The organism is Blautia caccae (assembly GCF_040095955.1).
In the GTDB taxonomy this organism is placed as follows: Bacteria; Bacillota; Clostridia; order Lachnospirales; family Lachnospiraceae; genus Blautia; species Blautia celeris.
Window position 1 is genome coordinate 125541 of the sequence record NZ_JBBMFP010000012.1, and the last position, 23111, is coordinate 148651.

General features: G+C 47.9%; 19 protein-coding genes and 1 pseudogene. 2 read left to right on the top strand and 18 right to left on the bottom strand.

Annotated elements, in window-relative coordinates; all coding sequences use genetic code 11:
• Positions 1-12: 12 nt before the first annotated feature.
• The 7 genes from WMO65_RS14625 to WMO65_RS26560 form a co-directional block, all read right to left on the bottom strand.
• Positions 13-903 carry an ABC transporter permease gene (locus tag WMO65_RS14625; protein ID WP_033142763.1) on the bottom strand — a complete coding sequence of 297 codons (891 nt, stop codon included), beginning with the start codon at positions 901-903 and terminating at the stop codon, positions 13-15.
• A 5-nt stretch (positions 904-908) separates the two neighbouring features.
• Positions 909-1925 carry an ABC transporter permease gene (locus WMO65_RS14630; RefSeq protein ID WP_033142762.1) on the bottom strand — a complete coding sequence of 339 codons (1017 nt, stop codon included), beginning with the start codon at positions 1923-1925 and terminating at the stop codon, positions 909-911.
• 213 nt (positions 1926-2138) lie between these two features.
• Positions 2139-3821 carry an ABC transporter substrate-binding protein gene (locus WMO65_RS14635; RefSeq protein ID WP_148393475.1) on the bottom strand — a complete coding sequence of 561 codons (1683 nt, stop codon included), beginning with the start codon at positions 3819-3821 and terminating at the stop codon, positions 2139-2141.
• Between the two features lie 747 nt (positions 3822-4568).
• Complete coding sequence (locus WMO65_RS14640) at positions 4569-5444, bottom strand: Rpn family recombination-promoting nuclease/putative transposase (protein WP_033142760.1); 876 nt, start codon at positions 5442-5444, stop codon at positions 4569-4571.
• A gap of 166 nt (positions 5445-5610) precedes the next feature.
• The gene (locus tag WMO65_RS14645) at positions 5611-5877 is read right to left on the bottom strand and encodes a DUF1905 domain-containing protein (RefSeq protein WP_033142759.1); all 267 of its coding nucleotides are present in this window, start codon (positions 5875-5877) and stop codon (positions 5611-5613) included.
• A 64-nt stretch (positions 5878-5941) separates the two neighbouring features.
• Positions 5942-6664 carry a hypothetical protein gene (locus WMO65_RS14650; RefSeq protein ID WP_187370673.1) on the bottom strand — a complete coding sequence of 241 codons (723 nt, stop codon included), beginning with the start codon at positions 6662-6664 and terminating at the stop codon, positions 5942-5944.
• Positions 6665-6783: 119 nt separating this feature from the next.
• A complete protein-coding gene (locus tag WMO65_RS26560) occupies positions 6784-6948 on the bottom strand; it encodes an aminoglycoside 6-adenylyltransferase (RefSeq protein ID WP_353963999.1) in 165 nt (54 codons plus the stop codon).
• 143 nt (positions 6949-7091) lie between these two features.
• On the opposite strand from WMO65_RS26560, the gene WMO65_RS14655 reads away from it, so the two are divergent.
• Positions 7092-9554, top strand: a complete 2463-nt coding sequence (locus WMO65_RS14655; RefSeq protein WP_118594059.1) for a cation-translocating P-type ATPase — start codon at positions 7092-7094, stop codon at positions 9552-9554.
• Positions 9555-9605: 51 nt separating this feature from the next.
• Here the strand turns inward: WMO65_RS14655 and WMO65_RS14660 are convergent, their stop codons facing one another.
• On the bottom strand, positions 9606-10232 hold the full coding sequence (locus tag WMO65_RS14660; RefSeq protein ID WP_148393477.1) for a flavodoxin family protein: 627 nt from the start codon (positions 10230-10232) through the stop codon (positions 9606-9608).
• 48 nt (positions 10233-10280) lie between these two features.
• The gene (gene lon / locus WMO65_RS14665) at positions 10281-12548 is read right to left on the bottom strand and encodes an endopeptidase La (RefSeq protein WP_148393478.1); all 2268 of its coding nucleotides are present in this window, start codon (positions 12546-12548) and stop codon (positions 10281-10283) included.
• Positions 12549-12782: 234 nt separating this feature from the next.
• On the opposite strand from lon, the gene WMO65_RS14670 reads away from it, so the two are divergent.
• The gene (locus tag WMO65_RS14670; RefSeq protein WP_227210010.1) at positions 12783-13166 is read left to right on the top strand and encodes a winged helix-turn-helix transcriptional regulator; all 384 of its coding nucleotides are present in this window, start codon (positions 12783-12785) and stop codon (positions 13164-13166) included.
• Here the strand turns inward: WMO65_RS14670 and WMO65_RS14675 are convergent.
• From WMO65_RS14675 to WMO65_RS14710, 9 genes and pseudogenes are all read right to left on the bottom strand, one after another.
• Positions 13136-14071: a tocopherol cyclase family protein gene (locus WMO65_RS14675; RefSeq protein ID WP_148393479.1), complete on the bottom strand. Its 936-nt coding sequence runs from the start codon at positions 14069-14071 to the stop codon at positions 13136-13138. The two genes, WMO65_RS14670 and WMO65_RS14675, sit on opposite strands and share 31 nt — an antisense overlap.
• Positions 14072-14203: 132 nt before the next feature.
• Positions 14204-16006 (bottom strand): ABC-F family ATP-binding cassette domain-containing protein, encoded by a 1803-nt coding sequence (locus WMO65_RS14680; protein WP_148393480.1) that lies wholly within the window; start codon positions 16004-16006, stop codon positions 14204-14206.
• 394 nt (positions 16007-16400) lie between these two features.
• Positions 16401-17378 carry an Rpn family recombination-promoting nuclease/putative transposase gene (locus WMO65_RS14685; protein ID WP_148393481.1) on the bottom strand — a complete coding sequence of 326 codons (978 nt, stop codon included), beginning with the start codon at positions 17376-17378 and terminating at the stop codon, positions 16401-16403.
• Positions 17379-17768: 390 nt separating this feature from the next.
• Positions 17769-18833, bottom strand: coding sequence for a phosphotriesterase family protein (locus WMO65_RS14690; RefSeq protein WP_353964000.1), 1065 nt, complete (start codon positions 18831-18833; stop codon positions 17769-17771).
• Positions 18784-18915, bottom strand: a pseudogene (locus WMO65_RS26565) (hypothetical protein); the annotation flags it as partial. The gene WMO65_RS14690 and the pseudogene WMO65_RS26565, both read right to left, overlap by 50 nt.
• 7 nt (positions 18916-18922) lie before the next feature.
• Complete coding sequence (locus WMO65_RS14695; RefSeq protein WP_148393482.1) at positions 18923-20128, bottom strand: alanyl-tRNA editing protein; 1206 nt, start codon at positions 20126-20128, stop codon at positions 18923-18925.
• A gap of 2 nt (positions 20129-20130) precedes the next feature.
• On the bottom strand, positions 20131-21423 hold the full coding sequence (locus WMO65_RS14700; RefSeq protein WP_148393483.1) for a homoserine dehydrogenase: 1293 nt from the start codon (positions 21421-21423) through the stop codon (positions 20131-20133).
• Between the two features lie 2 nt (positions 21424-21425).
• A complete protein-coding gene (locus tag WMO65_RS14705) occupies positions 21426-22259 on the bottom strand; it encodes a PHP-associated domain-containing protein (protein WP_033142750.1) in 834 nt (277 codons plus the stop codon).
• Positions 22260-22304: 45 nt separating this feature from the next.
• Positions 22305-23111, bottom strand: coding sequence for an amidohydrolase family protein (locus WMO65_RS14710; RefSeq protein ID WP_148393484.1), 807 nt, complete (start codon positions 23109-23111; stop codon positions 22305-22307).

The window sequence follows — 23111 nt, forward strand, 5'->3', positions numbered from 1 at the left end:
ATACGGTCCTCCTTATACTCGTTCTTTCGGGTCCAGCGCGTCCCGCAGGCCGTCACCAAACAGGTTGAATGCCAGCACTGCCAGGGTAATGGCAAGACCCGGGAAAATCAGTGTGTAGGGAGCGGAGAATATATAAGTTCTCGCACGCCCCAGCATATCTCCCCACTCTGCCATGGGAGGCTGCACGCCCATACCTAAAAATCCAAGAGCTGCCGTATCCAGAATGGCAGTGGAGATACCCAGGGTTGCCCTTACCACAATGGAGCTGACCACGTTAGGAAGGATGTGGTGGAAAATGATTCTCCTGTCAGAGTTTCCCACAACCTTGGCAGCCGCCACATAATCATTTTCCTTGACAGACAAAATGGAGCTTCGCACAATACGCGCGTACTCCGGAATGGATACCGTACCGATGGCAATGATGGCCTTGTCAAGTCCTTTGCCAAGGGCTGCCATCAAGGTGATGGCCAGAAGAATGGATGGGATTGAGAGCATGATGTCCATACATCTCATGATAAAGGAGTCCACCTTCCCTCCGAAATAGCCTGCCACTGAGCCAAGCACGGTCCCGATCAGCAGGGAATAAGCCACAGCAGCCACACCTACAAAAAGAGAAATCTTCGTACCCGAAAGCACACGTGAAAAGATATCACGTCCAAGCTGGTCTGTTCCGAAATAGTAATCCCTGCAGGGTGCCACAAATGTGTGCCCCATATCAGAGTATTCCGGGTCATAGGGAGCCAGCCAGTCTCCCATAACAGCTAAAAATAGGAAAAACAGAATCACTACAAGGCCTGCCACTGCTGCTTTGTTCTTTTTCAGGGTGTCCCACATCACGCGGATTTGGGATTCCGGTTTTTCCAGTGCCTCCCCTGTTGTCTGTACCTGTTGTTTTTTCCGCATGACGGTTACACCTCCTTCTTCTCAAACTTAATACGCGGATCCAGAAACGCATAGATCACATCCACAATAAGATTCATCAGCACGAATATCACTGCAATGAGCAGAACCACGCCCTGCACCACCGGGAAATCCGATTTCATAATACACTGTACTGTGTAGTTGCCGATACCCGGCCATGCGTACACAGATTCTGTCAGCACAGCACCTCCCAAAAGAGAGCCGAGCTGCAGACCGATAACGGTGGTGACGGGAAGCATTGCATTTCTCAGCGCATGTTTTCTTGTCACCTTGCCTTCGCTGATACCTTTTGCCCTGGCTGTACGGATATAATCCTGGTTCAGGGTCTCCAGCATACTGGAACGTGTCATACGGGCAATGATGGCCATGGAATACAGACTCAGGGTCACTGCCGGAAGTACCATATGTACGACAGCGTCCTTCAAAGCTACCGTATCTCCCTGGATGATACTGTCAATGATCATAAAACCTGTCACTGTGTCCGGGCGCAGAGACGGGTCAATACGTCCGCTGGAAGGCAGCCAGTGAAGGATGCCGGAAAACAGGATGATCAGCATGATTCCGAGCCAGAAAATAGGCACCGATACACCGACCAGGGACAGCAGCATACCTCCGTTATCAAATATGGAGTTCTTCTTCACAGAAGACACCACGCCGATAATAATACCGAAAATAGCTGCCAGGATGATCGCTATAATAGCCAGCTCCACTGTTGCCGGAAAACGGCTGGCAATCTCTTTTGTCACAGGTGCTTTTGTATAATAGGAAGTTCCCAGATCACCGGTGACTGCTCCTTTGATAAAATCAACATACTGTGTGACCACAGGTTCATTCAGCCCATTGGCTTCACGCCATTCCTCCATGCTCTCCCTGGTTGCGTGCTGACCCAGAACGATAGGCGCCGGGTCCGGTGCGCATACACGCATAAGAAAGAACACAATCAGGGATACACCGAAGAGAACGGGTATGAGCTGTAAAAGCCGTTTAATTATGTACTTAAACATGTCTTGACCTCTCTTTTTCTTTTGTTTCAATCTGCGCTCGGTAATTTGTCTCCGCCCGCCGCTGTTTTGCTGAATTCCTCCGGAACAATTCATTTCTCAAGGGGTTTATCCTGCAGAGCCCTTTCAGAGATGAACTGTTCCCCGGTAAAACAAGCTTTTAGACCGCATATAAGGGCAGATTTCTCTGCCCTTATGCAATCCCGTTTTACCTGATTAGTTCTTATATGTCTTGCTCAAGAAAACATTTCCTGTCGGATGTGCGATGAAGTTCTGTACATTAGATACATAGCCTGACAGGTTCTGCTGATGGGAAATCGGCAGCCAGATATTCTCGTCTGCGATCTTCTGTTCCATCTTGGCATATGCTGCATTTCTGTCGTCACCGTTTTCCATGGAGGCTGCTTCGGAAAGCATGGTATTGTACTCCTCATTGCGGTACAGGGCAACGTTCATCTCCGGGTCCTCATGAGCTAACAGATACATAAAGTTATCCGGGTCACCATTGTCACCGATCCAGCCGTACAGGCACATGTCATAATCGCCTGCGCCCAGCTTCTCTTTGTATGTTGTCCAGTCATAGGAATCAATGGAAACTTTTACGCCTACCTTGTCAAAGTATCCCTGCAGAGCCTCTGCCAATGTCTGGCCTGTTGCAGTATTGTAAGGTCTCGGGTTTGTATAAGCCATCATCTTCAGTTCCGTGATGCCCTTTTCTTCCAGAATCTTCTTAGCGTCATCCGGGTTGTACGCTGTCTGTTTTACATCTGCGCTGTAGCCCGGCATAAAGGTGGGAAGAATGCTGGTAGCCTGGGAAGCGTATCCCTTGTAAAGGCTATCAACCAGTTCCGGAATATTTACTGCCTCAGATAATGCTTTTCTCACATCAGGGTCTGTCACTTTCTGTGTGTTATATGCCATATAGTTGATATTCATACCTTCTGCCTGGTATAACAGACAGCCTGCAGATGTGATCTGGTCAACTACAGTAGCGTCGATACCGTCGATGATATCTACTTCCCCGTTTGTCAGGGCAACTACACGTGCGGAGTTATCGGGAATGGTTGAGAAGATGATCTCTTTTGCAACTCCCTTGTCACCCCAGTAGTCTTCGTTTCTTTCCATAACAACTGCTTCGTTCTTATCCCATCTTACGAATTTGTAAGGGCCTGTTCCGCACGGAGCTTCATTTAAGTTTCCGTCTGCCGCGTCACATGCGGTTGGGCTAACCATCGGTGCACCCAGAGACATAGCCAGGTTGTTTAAGAACGGTGTGGATTTTTTGGTGAGTTTGAACTCTACGGTATATTCATCCACTACGTTGCACTCTGCAACATCACCGTATACGAAGTCAGCGTAGAGCATGTCCTCTGTTTTATTGACTGTCTGTCTGTCAACATTATATTTTACTGCTTCCGCGTTGAAATCTGTTCCGTCGTGGAATTTTACGCCTTCTCTTAACTTGAAGGTATAGGTAAGGCCGTCCTCACTGATCTCCCATGACTCAGCCAGGCAGGGTTCTACCTCTGTATCGCTGTCGCCGTATTTCAGAAGGCCTTCATACATCTGGCAGATTGGTTTGGAGGACTCACCGTCATCGATCATAGCCGGGTCAAGACCACGTGGGTCGGCGCCCTGCGCATATCTCAGTGTCTGCTCCTTGTCCACATCTTCCGGAACATCAGCAAATTTTGTCAGCATCTCGCCGCTTGCTTTTTTCTCGGTTGTTCCGGTTTCCGTCTCTGCATCCGCATCCGCATTTCCTTCATCACCGGCAGTTTCTGTTTTTGTTGTGTCACTGGCATTGTCTGCGCCAGTCTTCTTGTTGCTTCCGCATCCTGCCATCAGGGTGATTGCCATAGATGTGCAGAGCAAAGCCGCAATTACTTTTCTCTTCATAGAAAATCCCTCCTTTGATTCACGCAGCGCTCCCTGTGTCCTGTCATTTTGACATCACTTTGACGTGGTAAACACAAAGAACTCTGTGCTAACCATTTTACTATAGATAGAGAAAAATTACAAGTTTTAATTTCTTATCCTGCATTTATTGTATGATTATGCGTAACCGTTACAGTCACTTTGACGTGGGCCGGATGCCTGCCGGCACTGCCTTTTCGTGCGGTGAACGCAGTAAATACGCAGACCGGTCTGGGCTGTTATGGTTATGCAGACCGGTTTTATCTGGCTTTGATTTGTATATAAGTATAGAAATGATATTTTATTCAGGATGAATGTATATTTATATTCATCATTTGCAAGTTGGCTTGGTTTTTCCTGCAAATTTTTCTGTATAGATTTTTATATGCATGATGTGCGAGTGTACATTTGTCTTTTTATGGGAGACATTTCTGTATGAATCATGAATATTTTCGAGTTTTTTGGATAAAATGTCTCTCCTTAACAGACATGCAAGAGAACCTTTTGCCAAACACTTGCATATCTTGTTAGTATATTGCAGGCAACGCTTAAAATATGCAAAAGTTTCCTGCAGATAAACAAATGCTCAAGATTACTATAATTATATCGGAATTCCTCTGTCTGTCATTTTTGATCATGTTCATAGTTGGATTTATTATATGCCTGATTCGACATAGATTTGTATGACATGGATGCAGCATTTCGATGATTGCTGCATCCACTTTTAGATTATCGATTTATTATATTCTTTGCCTTGTCCGCAAACTCCTGTACAGACTCTGCATGTGCCGCCAGTTTTAAATATTTTGAGAGAATATCCATATCCTGTTCTTCCAATATTTTTTCTCTAAGTCCATCCGGTACAGAACCCAAATCTTCCAGCAAAAGCAGGATACCCTCAGCTTTGCCGCGTACCAGTCCTTTTGCTTCTCCTTCAGCGCGTTCCTCCCTCAATAACTCTTCCAGCAACATAAACCTCTCCTCCATTTCCCGGCTGCTCTTTATTCTTGCCATGGACTCCTGGATTTTTCTGACAAAGCTATCCTGATAGTCCTGGATACTGTCTGCTAAATCAGCTTTGACAAATTTCAGGAAATGAACAAGTCCCTCAGGTACTTCTGCTTCATTTTCGCCACAGGTGCTCAAAAAAATAACCGTGCTCCCGTCATTCATCGGCCTGCCTGTTTCCGCGCAGATATTTTGAAAGGTATAGCGGTATTTTTTACTGCTAAATGGGTCGAAATCACAGATAAAAATCACATAAGATGCAGGAAGTGCTGCGTAATCTTCTCCTGTAAGAAGCAGCTCCATATCCATCTGGCTGTGATAATATCTGGCTCTTTTTCCCAGATGAGGTCTTTTTGCCACCTGCATTTCAACATTGTAATGGGTCCTTTTTTCATCCCTGGCAATAATGTCAAGCCGAATACCATGGTATTCCGGGTGATAAATCATACTTTTCTCTTTACTGATCTCCACTCTCTCAATTGGAAAGCCTACTGCCAGTTCAAGGAAATCCTGACAGATTTCTTCATTTACCATGACCGCGCCGAACATAAAATTATCTTTAAACATCAGCTGTGCCAGTTTTCTGTTTTGGTTCATAAGCAACCTCCGCGCAGGCAGAGGAATTCTTTTTTTATTATATCATAATACAATTAAAATTTCCATATTTATTTTATTTTTGCAAATTAATTCATCGCATATCGCTTATGAATTTCAGTCCTATTTTCCAAACACCGGGCCTGCTGATCATATGGTTCTTCCCCATTTATCTCTCCTGTATGGTAACCTTAATCCTGTCCCCCGGCTGCTTCCCTGTTTTCTGCCTGATATCTTTCCTTACTCCTATAATATGGCCTGGTGTTTTCATCCGCACCAGGCTTCCGTCATACGGCTCACCATCAAAGGTTGCATGGACTTTCACTCTTCCTTTTCCGAACTCTTCCCGTACATCAAAAGGAAATTCAATATATGCGCCATCTATATCCGGCACCTTTTTTATAACCGCCTCAAATTCATATATTCTTGTATTCATGCCTCATTCCCTCCTGAATTCCTGATTCTCTAAACTATTGCCTGCCATCCAACAGAGAAAATACTCATACTTGCTTCCGTTCAAATAATGCCCCGTCTGTAATTACGGCTCCTGCATTCTCCTCTGTGAGAGATACATCCGCGGACTTCTCCTGTATAAATTTCAATGTATTTTCATCTACTACCTCAAAGACATACCGGCTCCCTTTTTCTTTATCCGTCGCGATCAGTTCCCCATCCGTGATCTCATACGTTCCCATAGGAATATAGGAACTGAGGACATCATACGAAAAGACAAAATTATCCTTATCCAGAAGTGTCAGACAGGGAAGACTCTGCTCTGTCTTTCCCAGCTCCTCTGCATTCATATAATAATTCTTTACGGATGAGATCTCCGCCTTATCCCTCAAAGGATTTACATCATCCAGCAGAATGATCCTGCTCACATCCTGTATCTGCGCAGGATAACTTTCCTGAACTCCTCCTGAAAAGGTAATGGATACATGCTGTCCGGGCATCAGTTCGGTCAAGGCTATATCCGTATGATGCCATTCTATCTTTGTATCAGCGGTAACCTGAAAACTAAACTCGCCTCTGTAATTCACATCATTTTCCTTCAGCCCTGATACCAGCATGGATCTGCCGTCTATTTCCAGTATCTCAGCATAAAAAACAGCGGAATCACCAAAATCCTCCTGATCCATACGGTTCGTTCCTACCGTATATCCTGCCCAAAAGATAAGTAAAACAAACAGCAATATCATAACACCTTTTAAAAAATTCTTCATACCCAATCCCCCCGTATCACTCATTTACAGATACATAAACATTAACCAGAAACACAATATGAAACAATTTTTTTGTTTTCTATTGTAATTATACCTTTTATTCCCGCACAGTCCAACCGTTATTTATGTAACATCATAATCCTTTTCTCCGGCATCCCTGTGGAAACGGAAAAATCATGCTCCGCCGCAATATACCACTCAGCCATTTTTTCAAGCTCAACATGAACCACCTGATGATACATCCTTGCATAAGGCATCTGATCACGGACCATCCCCTTTGCCACACCTGTATAAAAAATGGATGAAAGGTCCAAAAATTGTGTGTATAAATTGGTATTTTTCTCTCTTCTGTGTTAGAATATATGCATCAGATACAGAAAATACGAAAGACAAAATGTCTTCGTCAGGAAGGAATGAGAGTATACTCGTGAAAAAACAGATAAAACTGAAAAAACAAACAAAACCCCAGCTATCTGACAGTCAAGAGGAAAAAAAGGACCGCAGGATTCCAACCACCCGGTATCATCCGGATTACAAAACCGGGCTTACCAGCCAGCAGGTGCAGGAGCACAGACTTCACGGCTGGACCAACAAAGCGGTGGACCCGCCGTCCAAGACCACAAAGGAAATCATACATGACAATGTCTTCACATATTTTAACTTAATCTTCGTAGTGCTGGCAGTCCTGCTCTGTATCGTGGGATCTTTCCGGGATTTGACCTTTCTCCCAGTCATCATTGCCAACACTCTGATCGGTATTATTCAGGAGGTGCGTGCCAAACAGGTCCTGGATAATCTGACCATGTTAAATGCCCCCAATGCCTCAGTGGTGCGTAACGGCAAAACTTCAGTGGTTAATGCCGAGGAACTGGTGCTGGATGATATGGTCATCTTCAAAGCCGGCAACCAGGTCTGCGCAGACGCAGAGGTCAGCGCCGGGGAAGTGCAGGTAAATGAATCCCTGCTCACCGGTGAATCGGATGAGATCACCAAGAAAAAAGGCGACCGGCTCATGTCAGGCAGCTTCATCGTATCCGGCCAGTGTCATGCAAGACTTGACAAAGTGGGGAAGGATTCCTACATCTCCCGCCTGACTCTGGAGGCCAAGGAAATGCAAAGCGGGGAACAGTCAGAGATGATACGCTCCCTGGATAAGCTGGTAAAATTCGTGGGCATCGCCATTATCCCCATCGGCCTTGTGCTGTTCATACAGGCATTTTTCTTCCAGCATGAGGCGTTTCGTTCCAGCGTCACCTCCATGGTGGCTGCTGTCATCGGCATGATCCCCGAAGGGCTGTACCTTCTCGCAAGCGTAGCTCTGGCCGTAAGCTCCATCCGCCTGGCCCAGAAAAAAGTCCTGCTGCACGATATGAAATGCATTGAAACGCTGGCAAGGGTCAACGTGCTCTGTGTGGATAAGACGGGAACCATCACGGAAAACTCCATGGAAGTCCAGGAGGTCATTGCAACGGAAGATTACGATTCCGAAGAGATGGAACCATTGTCTGTGATGATCGGGGATTTTGCAGCGGCCATGAGCAGTGACAACATCACCATGGCTGCCATCAAAAAACATTTCAAAACCACCTCCGGCAAAAAGGCCGTGAGCAAAACAGGCTTCTCCTCTGCCACCAAATACAGCAGTGTGACCTTTGAGGATGTGACCTGTGTATTGGGCGCCCCGGAGTTTGTGCTGAAAGAGGATTATGAGGATTACAGAGATGAAATATTAGAATACGCCTCCAAAGGTTCCCGCGTCCTGGTATTCGGAACTTATGAGGAAAAGATTGACGGCAAAGCGCTCCAATGCCCCATCATCCCCTTAGGTTACATTCTCCTTGCAAATCCCATCCGCAGGCAGGCAAAGGAGACTTTTACCTACTTTGCCGAGCAGGGTGTGGAGGTGAAGGTGATCTCCGGGGATAATCCCACTACGGTATCTGAAGTGGCAAAGCAGGCAGGTATCGCCGGGGCTGAGAATTATGTGGATGCCTCGGAACTGGAGACAGACGCGGAAATGCGGGAGGCTGTCCTGAACAGCACCGTCTTCGGGCGTGTCACTCCCAACCAGAAGAGACAGTTTGTACAGATCTTAAAGGAAGCCGGCAAAACAGTTGCCATGACAGGAGACGGTGTCAACGATGTGCTGGCCCTGAAGGATGCGGACTGCAGCATTGCCATGGCCTCAGGAAGTGACGCGGCAGCCCAGGCTTCCCAGCTTGTACTGCTGGAATCTGATTTTTCCTGTATGCCGCAGGTGGTTCTGGAAGGACGGCGGGTGGTAAATAATATCCAGCGTTCCGCCAGTTTGTTCCTGGTTAAGAATATTTTTTCCTTCCTGCTCTCCCTGTTCTCAGTTGTATTTATGCTGACCTATCCGCTGGAACCCTCACAGGTATCCCTGATCAGCATGTTCACCATCGGCATCCCGGCCTTTTTCCTGGCGCTGGAGCCGAATAAAAATATCATCAAGGGGCATTTTCTCACCAATGTATGCCTGAAAGCCATGCCGGCGGCACTGACGGACGTTCTGGCAGTAGGAGCGCTGGTGGTGTTCGGGCGGACCTTTGGAGTAAACTCCACGGATATCTCAACCGCGGCCACCATGCTGCTGGCAATCGTGGGATTTATGATCCTCTACAAGATCAGCGCGCCCATGAACAAGATCCGTGTGGGGATTTTGCTGGGAACCATTGCCGGGCTTATCTTCTGCAGTCTGTTTTTAAACAACCTGTTTGCCCTCACCGGCATGTCCACCAAATGTATTATGCTCTTCGTGGTATTTGCCATTGCCACAGAACCGGTGCTCAGATACCTCACCATGGCAATCGAAAAATGCCGCAATCTTTATCTCCGTCTAAAAGAGCACGGGATAAACGGATTATCATAAAACGAATGCAGGCTGCCGCCGCTTACCGCCGGTATCCTGCACTCGTTTCTTTTATTTCTGCATAATGAAATGTGTTGCTATGCGCTCCTCATATTCCGGTAGCGAAATACCCTTTTCACGGCCCGCCTCAATGCATTTCAGCAGCCATGCCATATTCTCTCCCAAAGTACGCATGGTCTGCAGTCCTTCCCCGTCTTTTCTCACATCTTCCGGCATAAATCCGTGTACCTGATTCCAATACTGGGATGAGACAACCGGCATGCTGCTGATGGTGAAATATTTGTTCAGCCGGTCAAATGCCGCGCTGGCACCGCCTCTTCTGCAGGATACCACGCTGGCTCCCAGCTTTCCGGCCATTCTGCCGCCGCCGCTGTAGAACAAACGGTCCAGAAATGCGGTGAGCTGCCCGCTGGGGCCTGCATAGTAGACCGGAGAGCCGACTACAATAGCGTCAATGCTGTCCAGTTTATCTATCACCTCATTTACCTTGTCGTCAAAGACACATTTTCCTGTCTCTCTGCATTTGCCGCAGGCAATGCAGCCCGCCACCGGCTTTTTGCCCAGATACAGGATCTCTGTATCAATCCCGTGTTTCTGCAGCGTTTCCGCTGTCTCTGAGAGGGCTGTGTAGGTACAGCCGTGTTCGTTTGGACTTCCGTTGATCAAAAGAACTTTCATTTATCTACCTTCTTTCCCGTCTGCTGACGCTGCCTTTTCCGCACATTTTTATGAAAAAACGCGTTTCAGGACCTCCGCTGCTTTTTTCACCGGTATGATCTCCAGCTTTTCCTTCACCTCCTCTGCCACTTCCTCCAGGTCTTCCACATTTTCATAAGGGATAAATACTTTCTTCACACCCGCTCTCTGGGCTGCCATCAGTTTCTCGGGAAGGCCGCCGATAGGCATAACGCCGCCGCGGAGTGAAACCTCACCTGTCATGGCATATTCCGGGCTGACCGCATTTCCTGTCACAAGGGAGGACAGGGCAGTCACCAGGGTGATTCCCGCAGATGGGCCGTCCTTTGGAACCGCTCCTGAGGGGACATGGATATGCAGGTCCTTCTCGTCAAGCTGCTTCGTCTCCTCCGGGTACATGGCCTTTACCAGTGTCAGGGCTATCTCAGCGGATTCTTTCATTACATCTCCCAATTGTCCGGTGATCCTCACCTTTCCGCTTCCCCTGGTCAGCGTTGTCTCCACGAACAGAATTTCTCCTCCCGCCCGGGTCCAGGCCAGACCTGTCACCACACCGGGTACGGCTTCCTGAAGAATCCCCTCATGATGCATGGCGTTCCTTCCTAAAAATTCAGGGACACGTTTTTCACTGACTGTGATGCTCTTCTGTTCTCCCCTGACCAGCTTCACCGCAGCAAAGCGGCACAGGATATCCATCTGTTTTTTCAGACCGCGGACACCGGCCTCTGCCGTATAACCGCTGATGATCTTCATAATGGCCTCATCCGTCACCTTCAGGTTCTGGGCCTTGATGCCCATACTCTTCATAGCCTTGGGAAGCAGATGCTTTCTTGCAATATGGGACTTTTCAATGGGTGTATATCCCGGGAACTGGATCACTTCCATGCGGTTTAAAAGCGGCTCCGGTATGGTGTCTGTGCTGTTGGCCGTGCAGACGAAGAATACGTTTGACAGGTCATAGGGCACATTCATATAGTGGTCTGTAAAGCTGTTGTTCTGTTCCGGGTCCAGCACCTCCAGAAGTGCACTTGCCGGATCACCGCCGTAATCCTTTGCCAGCTTATCCACTTCATCCAATACCATGACCGGGTTCATGGCTCCGCTTCGCTTCATGCCCTCCATGATCCGACCGGGCATGGCGCCTACATACGTCCTTCTGTGGCCCCTTATCTCCGCCTCATCCCGGATACCGCCAAGGCTGATCCTTACATATTCCCTGTGGAGGGCTTTTGCAATACTCTGCCCGATACTTGTCTTTCCGGTACCGGGAGCGCCTACAAAGAGAAGAATGGAGCCTGACTGTTTTTTATTCAATGCCATGACAGCAATCTGCTGGATGATCCTGTCCTTTACTTTTTTCAGTCCGTAATGTTCCTCATCCAGGATTTTTTCCGCTTCACCCAGATCGATGTCAGGGTTTTCACCCGTTTTCCAGGACAGGCTTGTCACAAAATCCAGATAATCGTAGAGAAGACCGTACTCGTGACTGTCCTTGCCCTCCTGCTTCATACGGTTTAATACCTTTTCAGCCTCTTTTCGTGCCTCCTCGTTCATACCCGACTCTTTTAGTTTGTTCTCAAATCTGCGCACATCGGAAATGTTTTCAGGATGCATCTCATCCAACTGATTCTGCAGAAAATCAATCTGTTTTTTAATGGCTGACTCTCTGTACGCCTGTTCATGCGTCTCCTTCTGGGCACTCTGGGCCTCCTCGCTGACTTTGAACAGCTCGATAAACTCGTAAATGGCCTTCTCGATCCGTTCACATCTCTGTCCTCTGGTATCCGCCTCCAAAACAGCATATTTTTCCGGCCAGGACAGATTCAGGTAACCGGAGAGGGCGCAGAGGATCTCATTCATATTTTTCCAGTGCAGGATAAAGCTCCTTGCCCACACGCCCCACTGAAACATCTGCACAAATCTCAGTAAATCTCTTTTCAGTGTCTCAAAACGCTTCTGCATCTCTTCATCGGAAATATCCTCCACTTCACCGCAGATGGCTGCTGAGGCGGATATGGACTGCATGGTCACCTCCACATCGGAGATTGTGACCCGTTCCTTTGTACGGACACGAATATTTCCTTCCTCGTCTATGCTTTCGATCTTACCGGAAACCCCTATGGGACAGATATCCTCCGGTGTCATGTCCTCCCGTTTCTTATCCTGCTTCATCATCAGGAACAGAACATCCTCGCCCACATGCTCTGCTGTTATCTCCTGGTCTGTAAAAATATCTTTTTTGAAAAAAAAGGTAACGCCCGGCAGTATCATCATATCAAAAATAGGTATTGTAATCATATACATCCTCCTCACTTTATCAGCACTCAATCCAATCGAGTGCTAGCATCAAGTTAAAATATATAGCGAATCCGTTGGAATCCGCCAAGTATTGTGATATAATTTTACCATTCAATAATTATTTTACAAGTACGCAGTATTTTCATACCAGGTATGTTTTTTCATACCTACTCAGATCCTATAGAAAGGAAAAGGCAGCTGTTCAACTGACTGAACGGCTGCAGGAAAGGATTTATGTACGCATCATCCATGGAAAAAGAGGAAAACAACACGGTCTGTCCGCTGAAGTACGCCCTGAATCTGGTGGGAGGAAAATGGAAGCTCCCCATTATCTGTATCCTGGCACGGGAAGAATCCGTGCGGTACAACAGCCTGAAACGAAAGCTTGTAGGTATCACCAATATGATGCTCTCCCAGTCTCTAAAAGAACTGGAAGAAAACGGAATTGTCCACCGGGAACAGTATAATGAGATACCGCCCCGGGTGGAATATTCCCTCACAAAAGAAGGGCGCAGCATTCTGGAGCCGCTTGAAAGCCTGTCCGAATGGGGGAAAATCCATATGGATAAACTCCGGACACAATCCCCCTACTGCGGAGAATGCCGGGAGGTAAAATAGGTGCTGCCCTCACTTTCATCTGCCTGCTCAAAGGATGCATGTTCTGAAATAATATCAAATACCAGCCCGTCCCCCAGCCAGAATTCATATCTGACGCGGCAGGAAGGGCTTTCCCGGATCGTGCGGGTCATCTCCCCGCGCACGGGGGCTTTCAGGTCATGGGATGCCTCCTCCAGCCTGTGTACACAGAGCCGCATCTTCCCCTGCCTGACAGTCACTCTGCCCTCCCCGTATTCCTCTATGCGGACGCCCAGATAAGTTGCCATTCTGTATTCCCTGCCCCTGCAGTGTACCACACAGATACACCCCTGAAAATGAAAACCCAAAAAGGGAATATCCGCAGCAGACAGCATAACACTGCTGCGTTCCCCGAATCCGCACTGCGTCCAGAGATAGGACTTCGGAAAGGAACGGCCTTTGTCTGTCTCTATATACCCTCTTCCGCCTGTCATAGAGATTTTCCTGCCGTTTACCGTCAGTCCGCCTCTGAGACTGTGATGCATGCTCAGCACACCGTGGCTGCACTGCAGGAAAGGAATATATTTAAAGAATCCCATAATATCATACTTCAGCCTGTCAAAAGGCCCATACGCAATACTTCCCTTTACTGTCAAATCTCTGCTTTTTATATCCAGCTTTATCCCCTTTTCCGTAAAAATATTTCTCCCCACCCTTACACCAAAGGGCTTTCTGCTGATGCGGCAGGCCTCCTTGGGATAAGTAAAATACCAGGAACCCTCCTCTGTCACGATCTGCAGGGATACGGTCCACTGTCCGTTCTGATCCGCATGGACTGCGGGAATAAATGCAATGGTATCGTCCCGGTTCTGGTGTTTCAGATACCAGCCTTCAAAATAAGGGAACAAAAATGCCGCACATCCCTTATGAATACATGTTTCTTTCATGTTCTTCACCTCTATGTCTCAATTCATCTGCACATGGGCACCGGTGTTTTACCGGCTGTACCCATATGACTGCGTCTTTTTTATTGACATAGTTAGGATGTACGGCATTTCTAAACGCTATACGCTGTTTGTTCAGGCGTTTTTCTGTTCTTCTATTTTTTCCGCCAGGTCATTCAGATAGACCCAGCGCTCCATCTTCTCTTCCAGTTCTGCCTCCGCCTTTTCCTTCTCGGCAGTAATCTCAGACAGCTTTAATGAATTGGTGGCATTTGCCATCATATCTCTGTCCAGTTTTTCTATCTTCTCCTCCAGAGCCGCAATGTCATCGTCGATGGTATCATATTCTCTCTGTTCCTTGAACGTAAATTTCAGTTTGGCCGGACGGCTCTGCTTCCACTCTTTGGACCCTTCTTTTTTCTCCGGTATCTCCTTTTTCAGGGAAACACCGCTGTCCGTACCTGCAGACCTGTTTTTCCTGGCTTCCAGATAATCCGTGTATCCGCCCTCATACTGCTGCAGATGGCCATTGCCGTCAAATTCAAAGATCCGGTCCACCACATTGTCCAGAAAATACCTGTCATGGGACACTGTGATCACGATCCCGGAAAAAGAATTCAGATAATCCTCCAGAATGGTGAGCGTAGGGATATCCACATTGTTGGATGGCTCATCCAGAATATACACATTGGCTCCGCTTATGAGCACGGAGAGCAGGTACAGTCTTCTCTTCTCTCCGCCGGAGAGTTTACACACAGGCGTGTACTGCATATCCGGTGTAAATAAAAAGCGTTCCAGGAGCTGGGAGGCACTAATCTTTCCGTCTCTTGTCTGCACATACTCCGCAATATCCTTGATATAGTCGATCACCCGCTGGTTCGTATCCAGATCCGGTTCTTCCTGTGCCAGATAGCCGATCTTTATGGTCTCCCCGATTTCAATCTCTCCCGCGTCCGGCTGTATCAGACCTGCGATCATTCTGATCAGGGTGGATTTTCCGCAGCCATTGGGACCGATAATGCCCAGTCTCTGGTTTCTCAGCACAATGTAGTCAAAATCATCCACCAATTTGGTTTCACCATAGCTTTTGCTCACATGGTGCAGTTCGATGGTCTTTTTCCCCATCCTTGTCTCCACGGAATCCATCTCCACCGCCTGGTCCTGTACCGGAGCCTTACCGTTTTTCAAAGCTTCCAGACGTTCCAGCCTTGCCCTCTGCTTTGTACTCCTTGCTCTGCAGCCGCGCTTCGCCCACTCCATCTCCATCCGAAGGACACTTTGCCGTTTGCGCTCAGATGCCAGTTCCATCTCCTCCCGCTCGGCCTTCAGCTCCAGGAATCTGGAATAATTGGCATCATAGCTGTACATATTTCCCCGGCTGATCTCTAAAATCCGGTTGGAAACCTTATCCAGGAAGTAGCGGTCATGGGTCACCATGAGTACCACGCCCCTGTACTCCCGCAGGTACTCTTCCAGCCAGACGATCATCTCCTCATCCAGATGATTGGTAGGCTCATCAAGCAGCAGAACGTCAAAATCAGAGGCCAGCACTTTAGCCATAGCCACCTTCCTTCTCTGCCCTCCTGACAACTGTGCAAGCGGTGTGTCATACTCCGCGATTCCAAGCTTCGTCAGATTGCTCTGCACCTTCCAGTCTGTCTCCGCCGACTTTCCTAGGGCATAGGAAGAGACCGTTGCATCTTGAGGAAATTCCGGGTTCTGAGGCAGATATGCAATGCGCAGTCCGTTCTGTCTGACAATCTGTCCTGCATCCGGCTCCTCGATTCCCGCAACCATTCTGAGAAGTGTGGTCTTTCCTGTGCCGTTGATCCCGATGATGCCTATCTTATCACCTTCGTGGATGCCGAAAGATGCATCCTCGAAGATTGTCTTTTCTCCGTATATTTTACTGATATGTTCTATATTTAATATGTTCATTTGTGACGCTCCTCTTATTCTCATTCTGACCATATTCATCATAAATGATTTTTAACAGAACGTCAACTTCTATCCGGACAGCCTTCCCTTGTTACTGTTCACGGCCCTGCAAAAGCACAGTTCTGTGATCAGTAACACGCTTCGCGATGCACACAAAATGCAATAAATTGCATTTTGGCGCTGGCTAACTCGGGATTTTGCTTCGCATCGCGCAGCATCCCCTTGGGGAAAACACCTCCCGGGACATTGGCCGTGAACAGTAACCTTCCCTTATCTATGGCATACACCAGGTCCGCCGGATGCATGGTGGATTTCCTGTCAGGATGTTGAAGACTTCAGGCTGCTGTGCCCTCATATGGGTTCAGGATAGAAAGGTTTTGCATCATTTGTAAAATTATTTTGCATTTGATACCTCATATTCAGCCAGGATTTGTGCATTGCTGTAGTCAGGGTATTGATTCTGCAGTTCCACAATCCTATCAATATATGCCTTGTCCATATCAAGCCAATGACTGATGGCTGCCGGTGTGAGTTCATTTTTCAGCAATTTGCGGATCACATGAATCTCTTCTTCCATTTTTGCTTCTTCTTTTAATTCTTCCAATGCTCTGCACATAGTAAATTCCTCCTTATCCTTTTCTGCTTTTATATCCCGGCCCAGCATGGTAAGCAGAGCTCTGCTTGCTTTCGCCGATAATTCTTCCAGTTCTTTTTCATGACTTTCTACATATCTTATCAGATCATCCTTACAGTTTCCGCATCTCAATGTTTCCAGGATCACTTTCCAATCACCCGAAAATTTATCCGGGTCTGTGTTCCTGGCATCGATCAAATGCACTTTATACCCCGGCAGATACTCCTTTAATTCTGCCGTATCATCCGGCAGCAGAATCATTTCCTCCATGCTGAGCGGTCCGTCCCAGGGACTGTCTCCATAATAAAAAACAACGCTTACTACCGGCATAAGTTTCTCTCCTTTATGAAGACCAGACAGAAACTCCGCTGATGTTTTCAAGTCTCCGGTTTTCTTATTTTCTCTCTGCCTCTTTTTCATCTGTTCCCCATATTGGACAGAATCGTATAGAAGCATACGCACCGGCATTCCATAATGCACCTCACTTTGATTTTCACAAATAAAGATCACGTACATTGTATGAAAATATGCCTGTTTCACTGTATCTCTTATCAAGGTCTTTTGATTTGATCTGTCATCCGTTTCCCAGGGAAGCTGCATGATCAATTCTCTTGGTAACTGTTCTATGTTTTCCGGCCGCAATACCTGTTTTCCTTTAAAAACAGCACCGTTTATAAAATCACAGAACACAGTAGAGTCCTCAAAATACGGCGTAATGATATTATCTTTTACTCCCATTTTTCCTCCTTATATCATTTTTAATTTCTGGAAATCGTCTGGCCGAACGGCCGGAATGGATACATATGCTGCTGGATGCAGCGATTTGATGTTTCCAGAATATCATGCGGAGAAAAAAAGAGCAAATGAACTTTCTATAAAATTTAATAAGAACAAATAAACATTATTTCTTCTGCTTATACTCCTATTATATAATGCATATTATTATATTGCAATATCTGTTTTTAATATTGCTCAAGAACAACTATATACCGGTACTCCTATAGACAACAGCACACTTTGAAGCAAAAAAACAGGAGTATCCGATTCCCAAAGACGGAACGATACCCCTGTTTCCTATGCATTATGTAATTTCTTTATACCCTTAACAAAAAAATACAGTGCCCTGATTTAGTATGCAAGAATCCTGGCCGGATTGTTTACAGTCATATTGCGGACAGCCAGGTCAGAGACCTCACCGTATTTCTTCAGGGCAGGCACACCGAACTTTGTCAGCCTGCAGTATCCCTCTCCGCCAAACTGTCGGCACATGGTCTTTACACACATGTCTGTGCCGAGTACGATCTGGCGGCTGTATCCCTGCTGGATAAGGCGCACAATGCCTGCCATTTTCATCCAGTCCGGAATCGGCGCGGTTCCGAGGGCCTCCAGGCCGATGTCACCTGATAAAAATTCCACTGAAAAATTTGCACCTTTATCCAGCACACGTTTTGCCACGTCAAGATCCAGTCCCCATTTTTCCGGATAGAGGACCATTTCCTTCATGGGTCTTTTCACGGTTGTCTCCATGTGGGCGATAACAATCTTCTCCGGATTCACGCCTTCTTCCATGAGGATCTCCACGATTTCACCCGGCGTGCCGCCGAAGGCATAATCCGGATGTACGGTAATGGACATCCCCGTGTCTTTTGCCGCCTGGCCGCCGGCTCTCAGCGCTTTTTCCTCCGCCTCTGTAAAATCGTTTAGTGCAATCTTTACACAGCCCGGCCGGATCTGCGTATCCTCGATTCCGTTTTCGATCTCATCCATCAGATGGTCATAAAACTGCCGGATACTCCATCCGTCATATTTTCCATTCCAGGAAGTCTCCACATAATAACCGGCAGCGGTAATGACATGGACGCCTGTCTTCTCTGAGATCCGTCTGACTGCTTCCACATCCAGACGGATTCCGGGGACACTCAGCTCCACCATGGAATCTCCGCCGGAATCTTTATATTCCTGCACTTCCCGGGTCATGGCGGCCTCGTCGTTCAGATCCATGGCATCCTGCACCAGCGGAAAGTTTCTCTTCAAAAATCCGATATTCTCCAGGGAGACCTTATCCTCGTATTTGACCGGCAGGTCCGTGGGCATGGCCGGTCTGCAGATTGCCCCCATATCTGCGCCGTTGAACATAATGTGTTCATGCATATCCGTAAATCCCAATTCTTCCGGAGCAATATCCCCGCACACGGTTGTTACTCGTTTCATAAATGTAAAACCCTCCAATCCATAAATATACGCCGGAGCGTGTCTGAAAATTGCTTTCAGCAGCCTGTACGTCACACTTTGCGGGAGATTTTCCGGCCCCAAAGCACCTTCTCTACGTCTTTCCGTTTCCCTGTCAAAGACCCCTGTACCATGGGTGGTCTGCCGCCGCCTTTTCCGCTGCAGGCCTGATTCATCTCTTTTGCAAGAGCAGTGATATCTCTTCCTGAACTGCCCAGAACATAGCGGTAGCCCGCCTTGTCACTGCCTACAAATACTCCGCAGATACCCTCAGTGATCTCCATGGCATCATTGACAAAACGACGCATAGCGGCCGGGTCCAGCTCCTCCTCAAACAGAAGCACTGCCGGTGTATCAGGTGTGACCTCTGACAAACGGCGTTTCAGATAGTGTTCCTGCAGACGTTTGATCTTCTCTTTCTGTCCGGCAATCTCTTCCTCCAGGCGGGAAACTGCCTGCACGACCTCCTCCTGTCTGGCTGAAAGTCTGACCGATATGGCTGCCACGCTCTCCTCTTTTCTGTTATAATCTTCAAGCGCCCGGAAACCACAGAGCATATTCACCCGCATGCCGCCTTTATAATGGATAGCACCGGTGATCTTGATCATTCCCACCGCTCCGGTTGTCTTTACATGGGGCGCACAGCAGGCACAGGTATCATATCCCGGAATACGGACAATGCGGACCTGACCCTCGATCTCGATCTTACTGCGGTAGACCATGGTATCCAGCTCCTCCTCAGTGGGATACAGGACTTCTATGGGGATATCCTCTGCCACTGCCTGATTGGCTTCCCACTCGATCCTGCGCAGCTCTTCCCCGGAAAGAGGGCCGTCATAATCCATGGTCACAGCTTCATCTCCCAGATGAAATCCCACATTCCGGTAACCGAAATGCCGGTTTACGATCCCGGATACAATGTGCTCTCCCGTATGCTGCTGCATTTTGGAAAAACGCTCCTCAAAATCCAGTACCCCCGTAACAGCAGTCCCGGGCTCTGCCGGTATGTCCGTACAATGAAGGACAATGCCGTCCTGCTCTCTCACATCCAGAACGCGGATCTGCGAATCCGCCAGGCGCAGAACACCGGTATCCGCATACTGGCCTCCCCCCACCGGGAAAAAGGCGGTTCTGTCAAGAACCACCTCATAGTTTATTCCTCTATTTGTATATTCTTCCTCAGACAGCGGGCTGCAGGAAACCACCTTCGCCTGAAATTCTTTTATCATGCTGTCTCTGTAAAATAATTTTTCAGTCATGTTCAGTCTCCATACACGCGGATCAGGGCCGAAACCTTATGTACCACACTCATGCCCTCGATTATCATCATGGCATCATTGAAATTGCCTTCCCGCACTTTTGATGTCACGACCACGATCTCAGCCAGATCCCCGTCTTTATTTTTCTGTATCATCTGCGCAATACTCACGTCGTTATTGCCTAACACACTGGCGATGCTGGCCAGCACACCAGGTCTGTCATCCACCTGCAGGCGCAGGAAGAAGCGGCTGTCCATGTCATCTGCCTTCTTCACAGGCAGCTCTTTGTAACAGGTACAGCTTATCCTTCCGGTACAGCCGAACCGGATATTCCTTACAATATCAAATATATCCCCAACGATGGCACTGGCTGTGGGCATTTCGCCGGCACCTCGGCCGTAGAACATGGTATCTCCCACAGCGTCTCCTCTTACGAAGACCGCATTGAAGGAGTCATTCACAGAAGCCAGGGGATGGCTCTCGGAGATCAGCATGGGCTGTACCCGCACTTCGATTCCCGTCTCTGTGTTCCTTGCAAGTCCCAGCAGCTTGATCAGACAGCCCAGCTCTTTTGCATAGCGGATATCCTTTGCTGTGATATGGGTGATGCCCTCAGTGGTCACATCCTCAAAAGTCACCCGTGAGTTAAAGGCAATAGATGCCATGATCGCCATCTTGCGCCCTGCGTCATATCCCCTGATGTCCGCAGTCGGGTCCGCCTCCGCATAGCCAAGCTCTGTGGCCAGAGCCAGCGCCTCAGAGAACTCCATCCCCTCCTGGGTCATTTTGGTCAGGATAAAGTTGGTAGTGCCGTTTACAATGCCAATGACTTCCTCAATATGATTGCCGGCCAGACACTGCTTCAGCGGCCGGATAATGGGTATGCCCCCGGCCACTGCTGCTTCAAAAAGGAAATCACACTGGTGCTCAGCCGCGCAGTCTAACAGCTCCCCGCCATTGGAGGCCACCAGATCCTTGTTTGCCGTCACCACATGCTTGCCTGCCCGCAGCGCTTCCAGAATATAAGTCCTTGCAGGCTCAAATCCACCCATGACCTCGATCACGATCTCAATGGACGGATCCTCCAGAATGGCCTTCCAGTCATTGGTCAGTATGGAAGGATCTTCCACCTTGGCAGCCGCTTTCTTCAGATTGCGGACCAGGATCTTCTCCACCTGCACCACGGCTCCGATTTTTTTCTCCATCTCTTCTCTCTGGTTTTTCAGAACTTTATATACACCGTTTCCAACGGTTCCAAGCCCCAGCAGGGCAGCTTTTATCACTTTTTCACTCATAACTATTCTTCTCCGTCCTCCGGCTCCTCCTTTTTGGGTTTCACAACCTGCTCCACCCTCTCGATAAACCCTTTTTTCATCTTGTTATTCCGTTTAAAGGCCTTGCTCCATCCACCAATCTTGTTATAGACCCAAAAGGAATGGACCAGAACCGCATTGGCCTTACCTATTTTGTCCTTGGTGGTCTTATTATAGATCTCGCCGCCGCACTCAAACTTGGTGCCTTTGATGATCTCCGTGATCAGATCCGATTCACAGGTAATGGTGTCCGGCACCTCTGTGTATGCTTTTCCCACGCAGTCAGCCCTGTGGGCGTCACTTCCGCCCGTGCCTGTCAGATTGTACTTCTCTGCCAGCCTGGCTGCCCTTTCATTGACCTCTAAGGATTCACAGGCATTAAAGGTCTCAATAAAATCAAATTCTTTTAAAATATCAGGATTCCTCTTATAGGCCTTGGCATTCATAAAGCTCATATATTTTTCCCCGCAGGGATGAGCCGGTCCCAGGATTCCGCCATAGTTGTGTACTATGGGAATCAGCATCTGAATGGGAATCCCCCGCAGCTCCAACAGACGAAGCTTGATGCTTTCCGGCATAATGACAATAATATGTCCTGCATCCAGCGTGTCATACTCGATTCCTTTGAGCACCACAAAATCTGAGTATTTCTGACCCTTGATATTCTTTTTCCAATGGCGGAATCCCCCATAAGAATCATGATCCGTCACGAGCATTCCGCCGAATCCCTGGTTTCTCAGCATACGGATATATTCTTCGATGCTCACTTTGCCGTCTATAGATCCTTCTTTTGTATGGCAGTGCATGTCAATTTTCACGACAAAACATCTCCTTCCCAACAGGCTGCAGATCTCAAAACAAATCTACAGCTTTAAAATTCGTCTCGCATTCTCCCCCAAAATGGCTTCTTTTTCATCCTCTTTCATATTCATTTCCCGTAAACGGCATAAAAATTCCTTCTGACCATCCCATGGACTGTCCGTGGCAAACAAAATTTTATCCACGCCGTGTTTTTGGGACAGACGTATGAACTGTTCATCCTCCATATGTCCCAGGCTGTAAGCGGTATCAAAATAAAGCCTGCTGCCTGCCAGATACTTCTCCACATCCTCCCAGCAGTTCCAGCCGCCCATGTGTGCCATTACCAGGATTCCCCCGTCTATCTGGCGAAGCACATGTTCCACACGTTTTGGTGTACAGTGTACCACTTCAGGAAGCCCCACGTCCACCCCTGCATGGGCAACGACAATGAGTCCCCGCTCTGCCGCCCGGTCCATAATACGCATGTACCTGATATCGTCAATAAATACTCTCTGATAGTCCGGATGCAGCTTGATCCCCTTCAGGCCCATATCCGCGATCTGGTCCACCTCTGCCTTATAATTCTCCGTGTCCGGATGGATGCCGCCAAAGGAGAGAAACTCACCGCCGCCGCAGAACTCTTCCGGAGTGATCTCCCTTGCGTAGCGGTTAATGGACGAAAACTGCTGCGGCTTTGTCACCACCGGCAGGACTACGGATATATCCACCCCGGACTCTTCCATGGATCTTTTAAGTCCGTCCTTGGTTCCGTCAGTATATGCCGGAGAATCGGATGCTTTTGAAAGCTTTTCTATGGTAGCCCCGGCTATTTTATCCGGGAATATATGTGTATGGAAATCTATGATCAT

Excerpts from the sequence above, each read along its gene's own strand:
- WMO65_RS14625 (WP_033142763.1), bottom strand. The coding sequence starts at position 903 with ATGCGGAAAAAACAACAGGTACAGACAACAGGGGAGGCACTGGAAAAA.
- WMO65_RS14630 (WP_033142762.1), bottom strand. The coding sequence starts at position 1,925 with ATGTTTAAGTACATAATTAAACGGCTTTTACAGCTCATACCCGTTCTC.
- WMO65_RS14635 (WP_148393475.1), bottom strand. The coding sequence starts at position 3,821 with ATGAAGAGAAAAGTAATTGCGGCTTTGCTCTGCACATCTATGGCAATC.
- WMO65_RS14640 (WP_033142760.1), bottom strand. The coding sequence starts at position 5,444 with ATGAACCAAAACAGAAAACTGGCACAGCTGATGTTTAAAGATAATTTT.
- WMO65_RS14645 (WP_033142759.1), bottom strand. The coding sequence starts at position 5,877 with ATGAATACAAGAATATATGAATTTGAGGCGGTTATAAAAAAGGTGCCG.
- WMO65_RS14650 (WP_187370673.1), bottom strand. The coding sequence starts at position 6,664 with ATGAAGAATTTTTTAAAAGGTGTTATGATATTGCTGTTTGTTTTACTT.
- WMO65_RS14660 (WP_148393477.1), bottom strand. The coding sequence starts at position 10,232 with ATGAAAGTTCTTTTGATCAACGGAAGTCCAAACGAACACGGCTGTACC.
- lon (WP_148393478.1), bottom strand. The coding sequence starts at position 12,548 with ATGATTACAATACCTATTTTTGATATGATGATACTGCCGGGCGTTACC.
- WMO65_RS14670 (WP_227210010.1), top strand. The coding sequence starts at position 12,783 with ATGTACGCATCATCCATGGAAAAAGAGGAAAACAACACGGTCTGTCCG.
- WMO65_RS14675 (WP_148393479.1), bottom strand. The coding sequence starts at position 14,071 with ATGAAAGAAACATGTATTCATAAGGGATGTGCGGCATTTTTGTTCCCT.
- WMO65_RS14680 (WP_148393480.1), bottom strand. The coding sequence starts at position 16,006 with ATGAACATATTAAATATAGAACATATCAGTAAAATATACGGAGAAAAG.
- WMO65_RS14685 (WP_148393481.1), bottom strand. The coding sequence starts at position 17,378 with ATGGGAGTAAAAGATAATATCATTACGCCGTATTTTGAGGACTCTACT.
- WMO65_RS14695 (WP_148393482.1), bottom strand. The coding sequence starts at position 20,128 with ATGACTGAAAAATTATTTTACAGAGACAGCATGATAAAAGAATTTCAG.
- WMO65_RS14700 (WP_148393483.1), bottom strand. The coding sequence starts at position 21,423 with ATGAGTGAAAAAGTGATAAAAGCTGCCCTGCTGGGGCTTGGAACCGTT.
- WMO65_RS14710 (WP_148393484.1), bottom strand. The coding sequence starts at position 23,111 with ATGATCATAGATTTCCATACACATATATTCCCGGATAAAATAGCCGGG.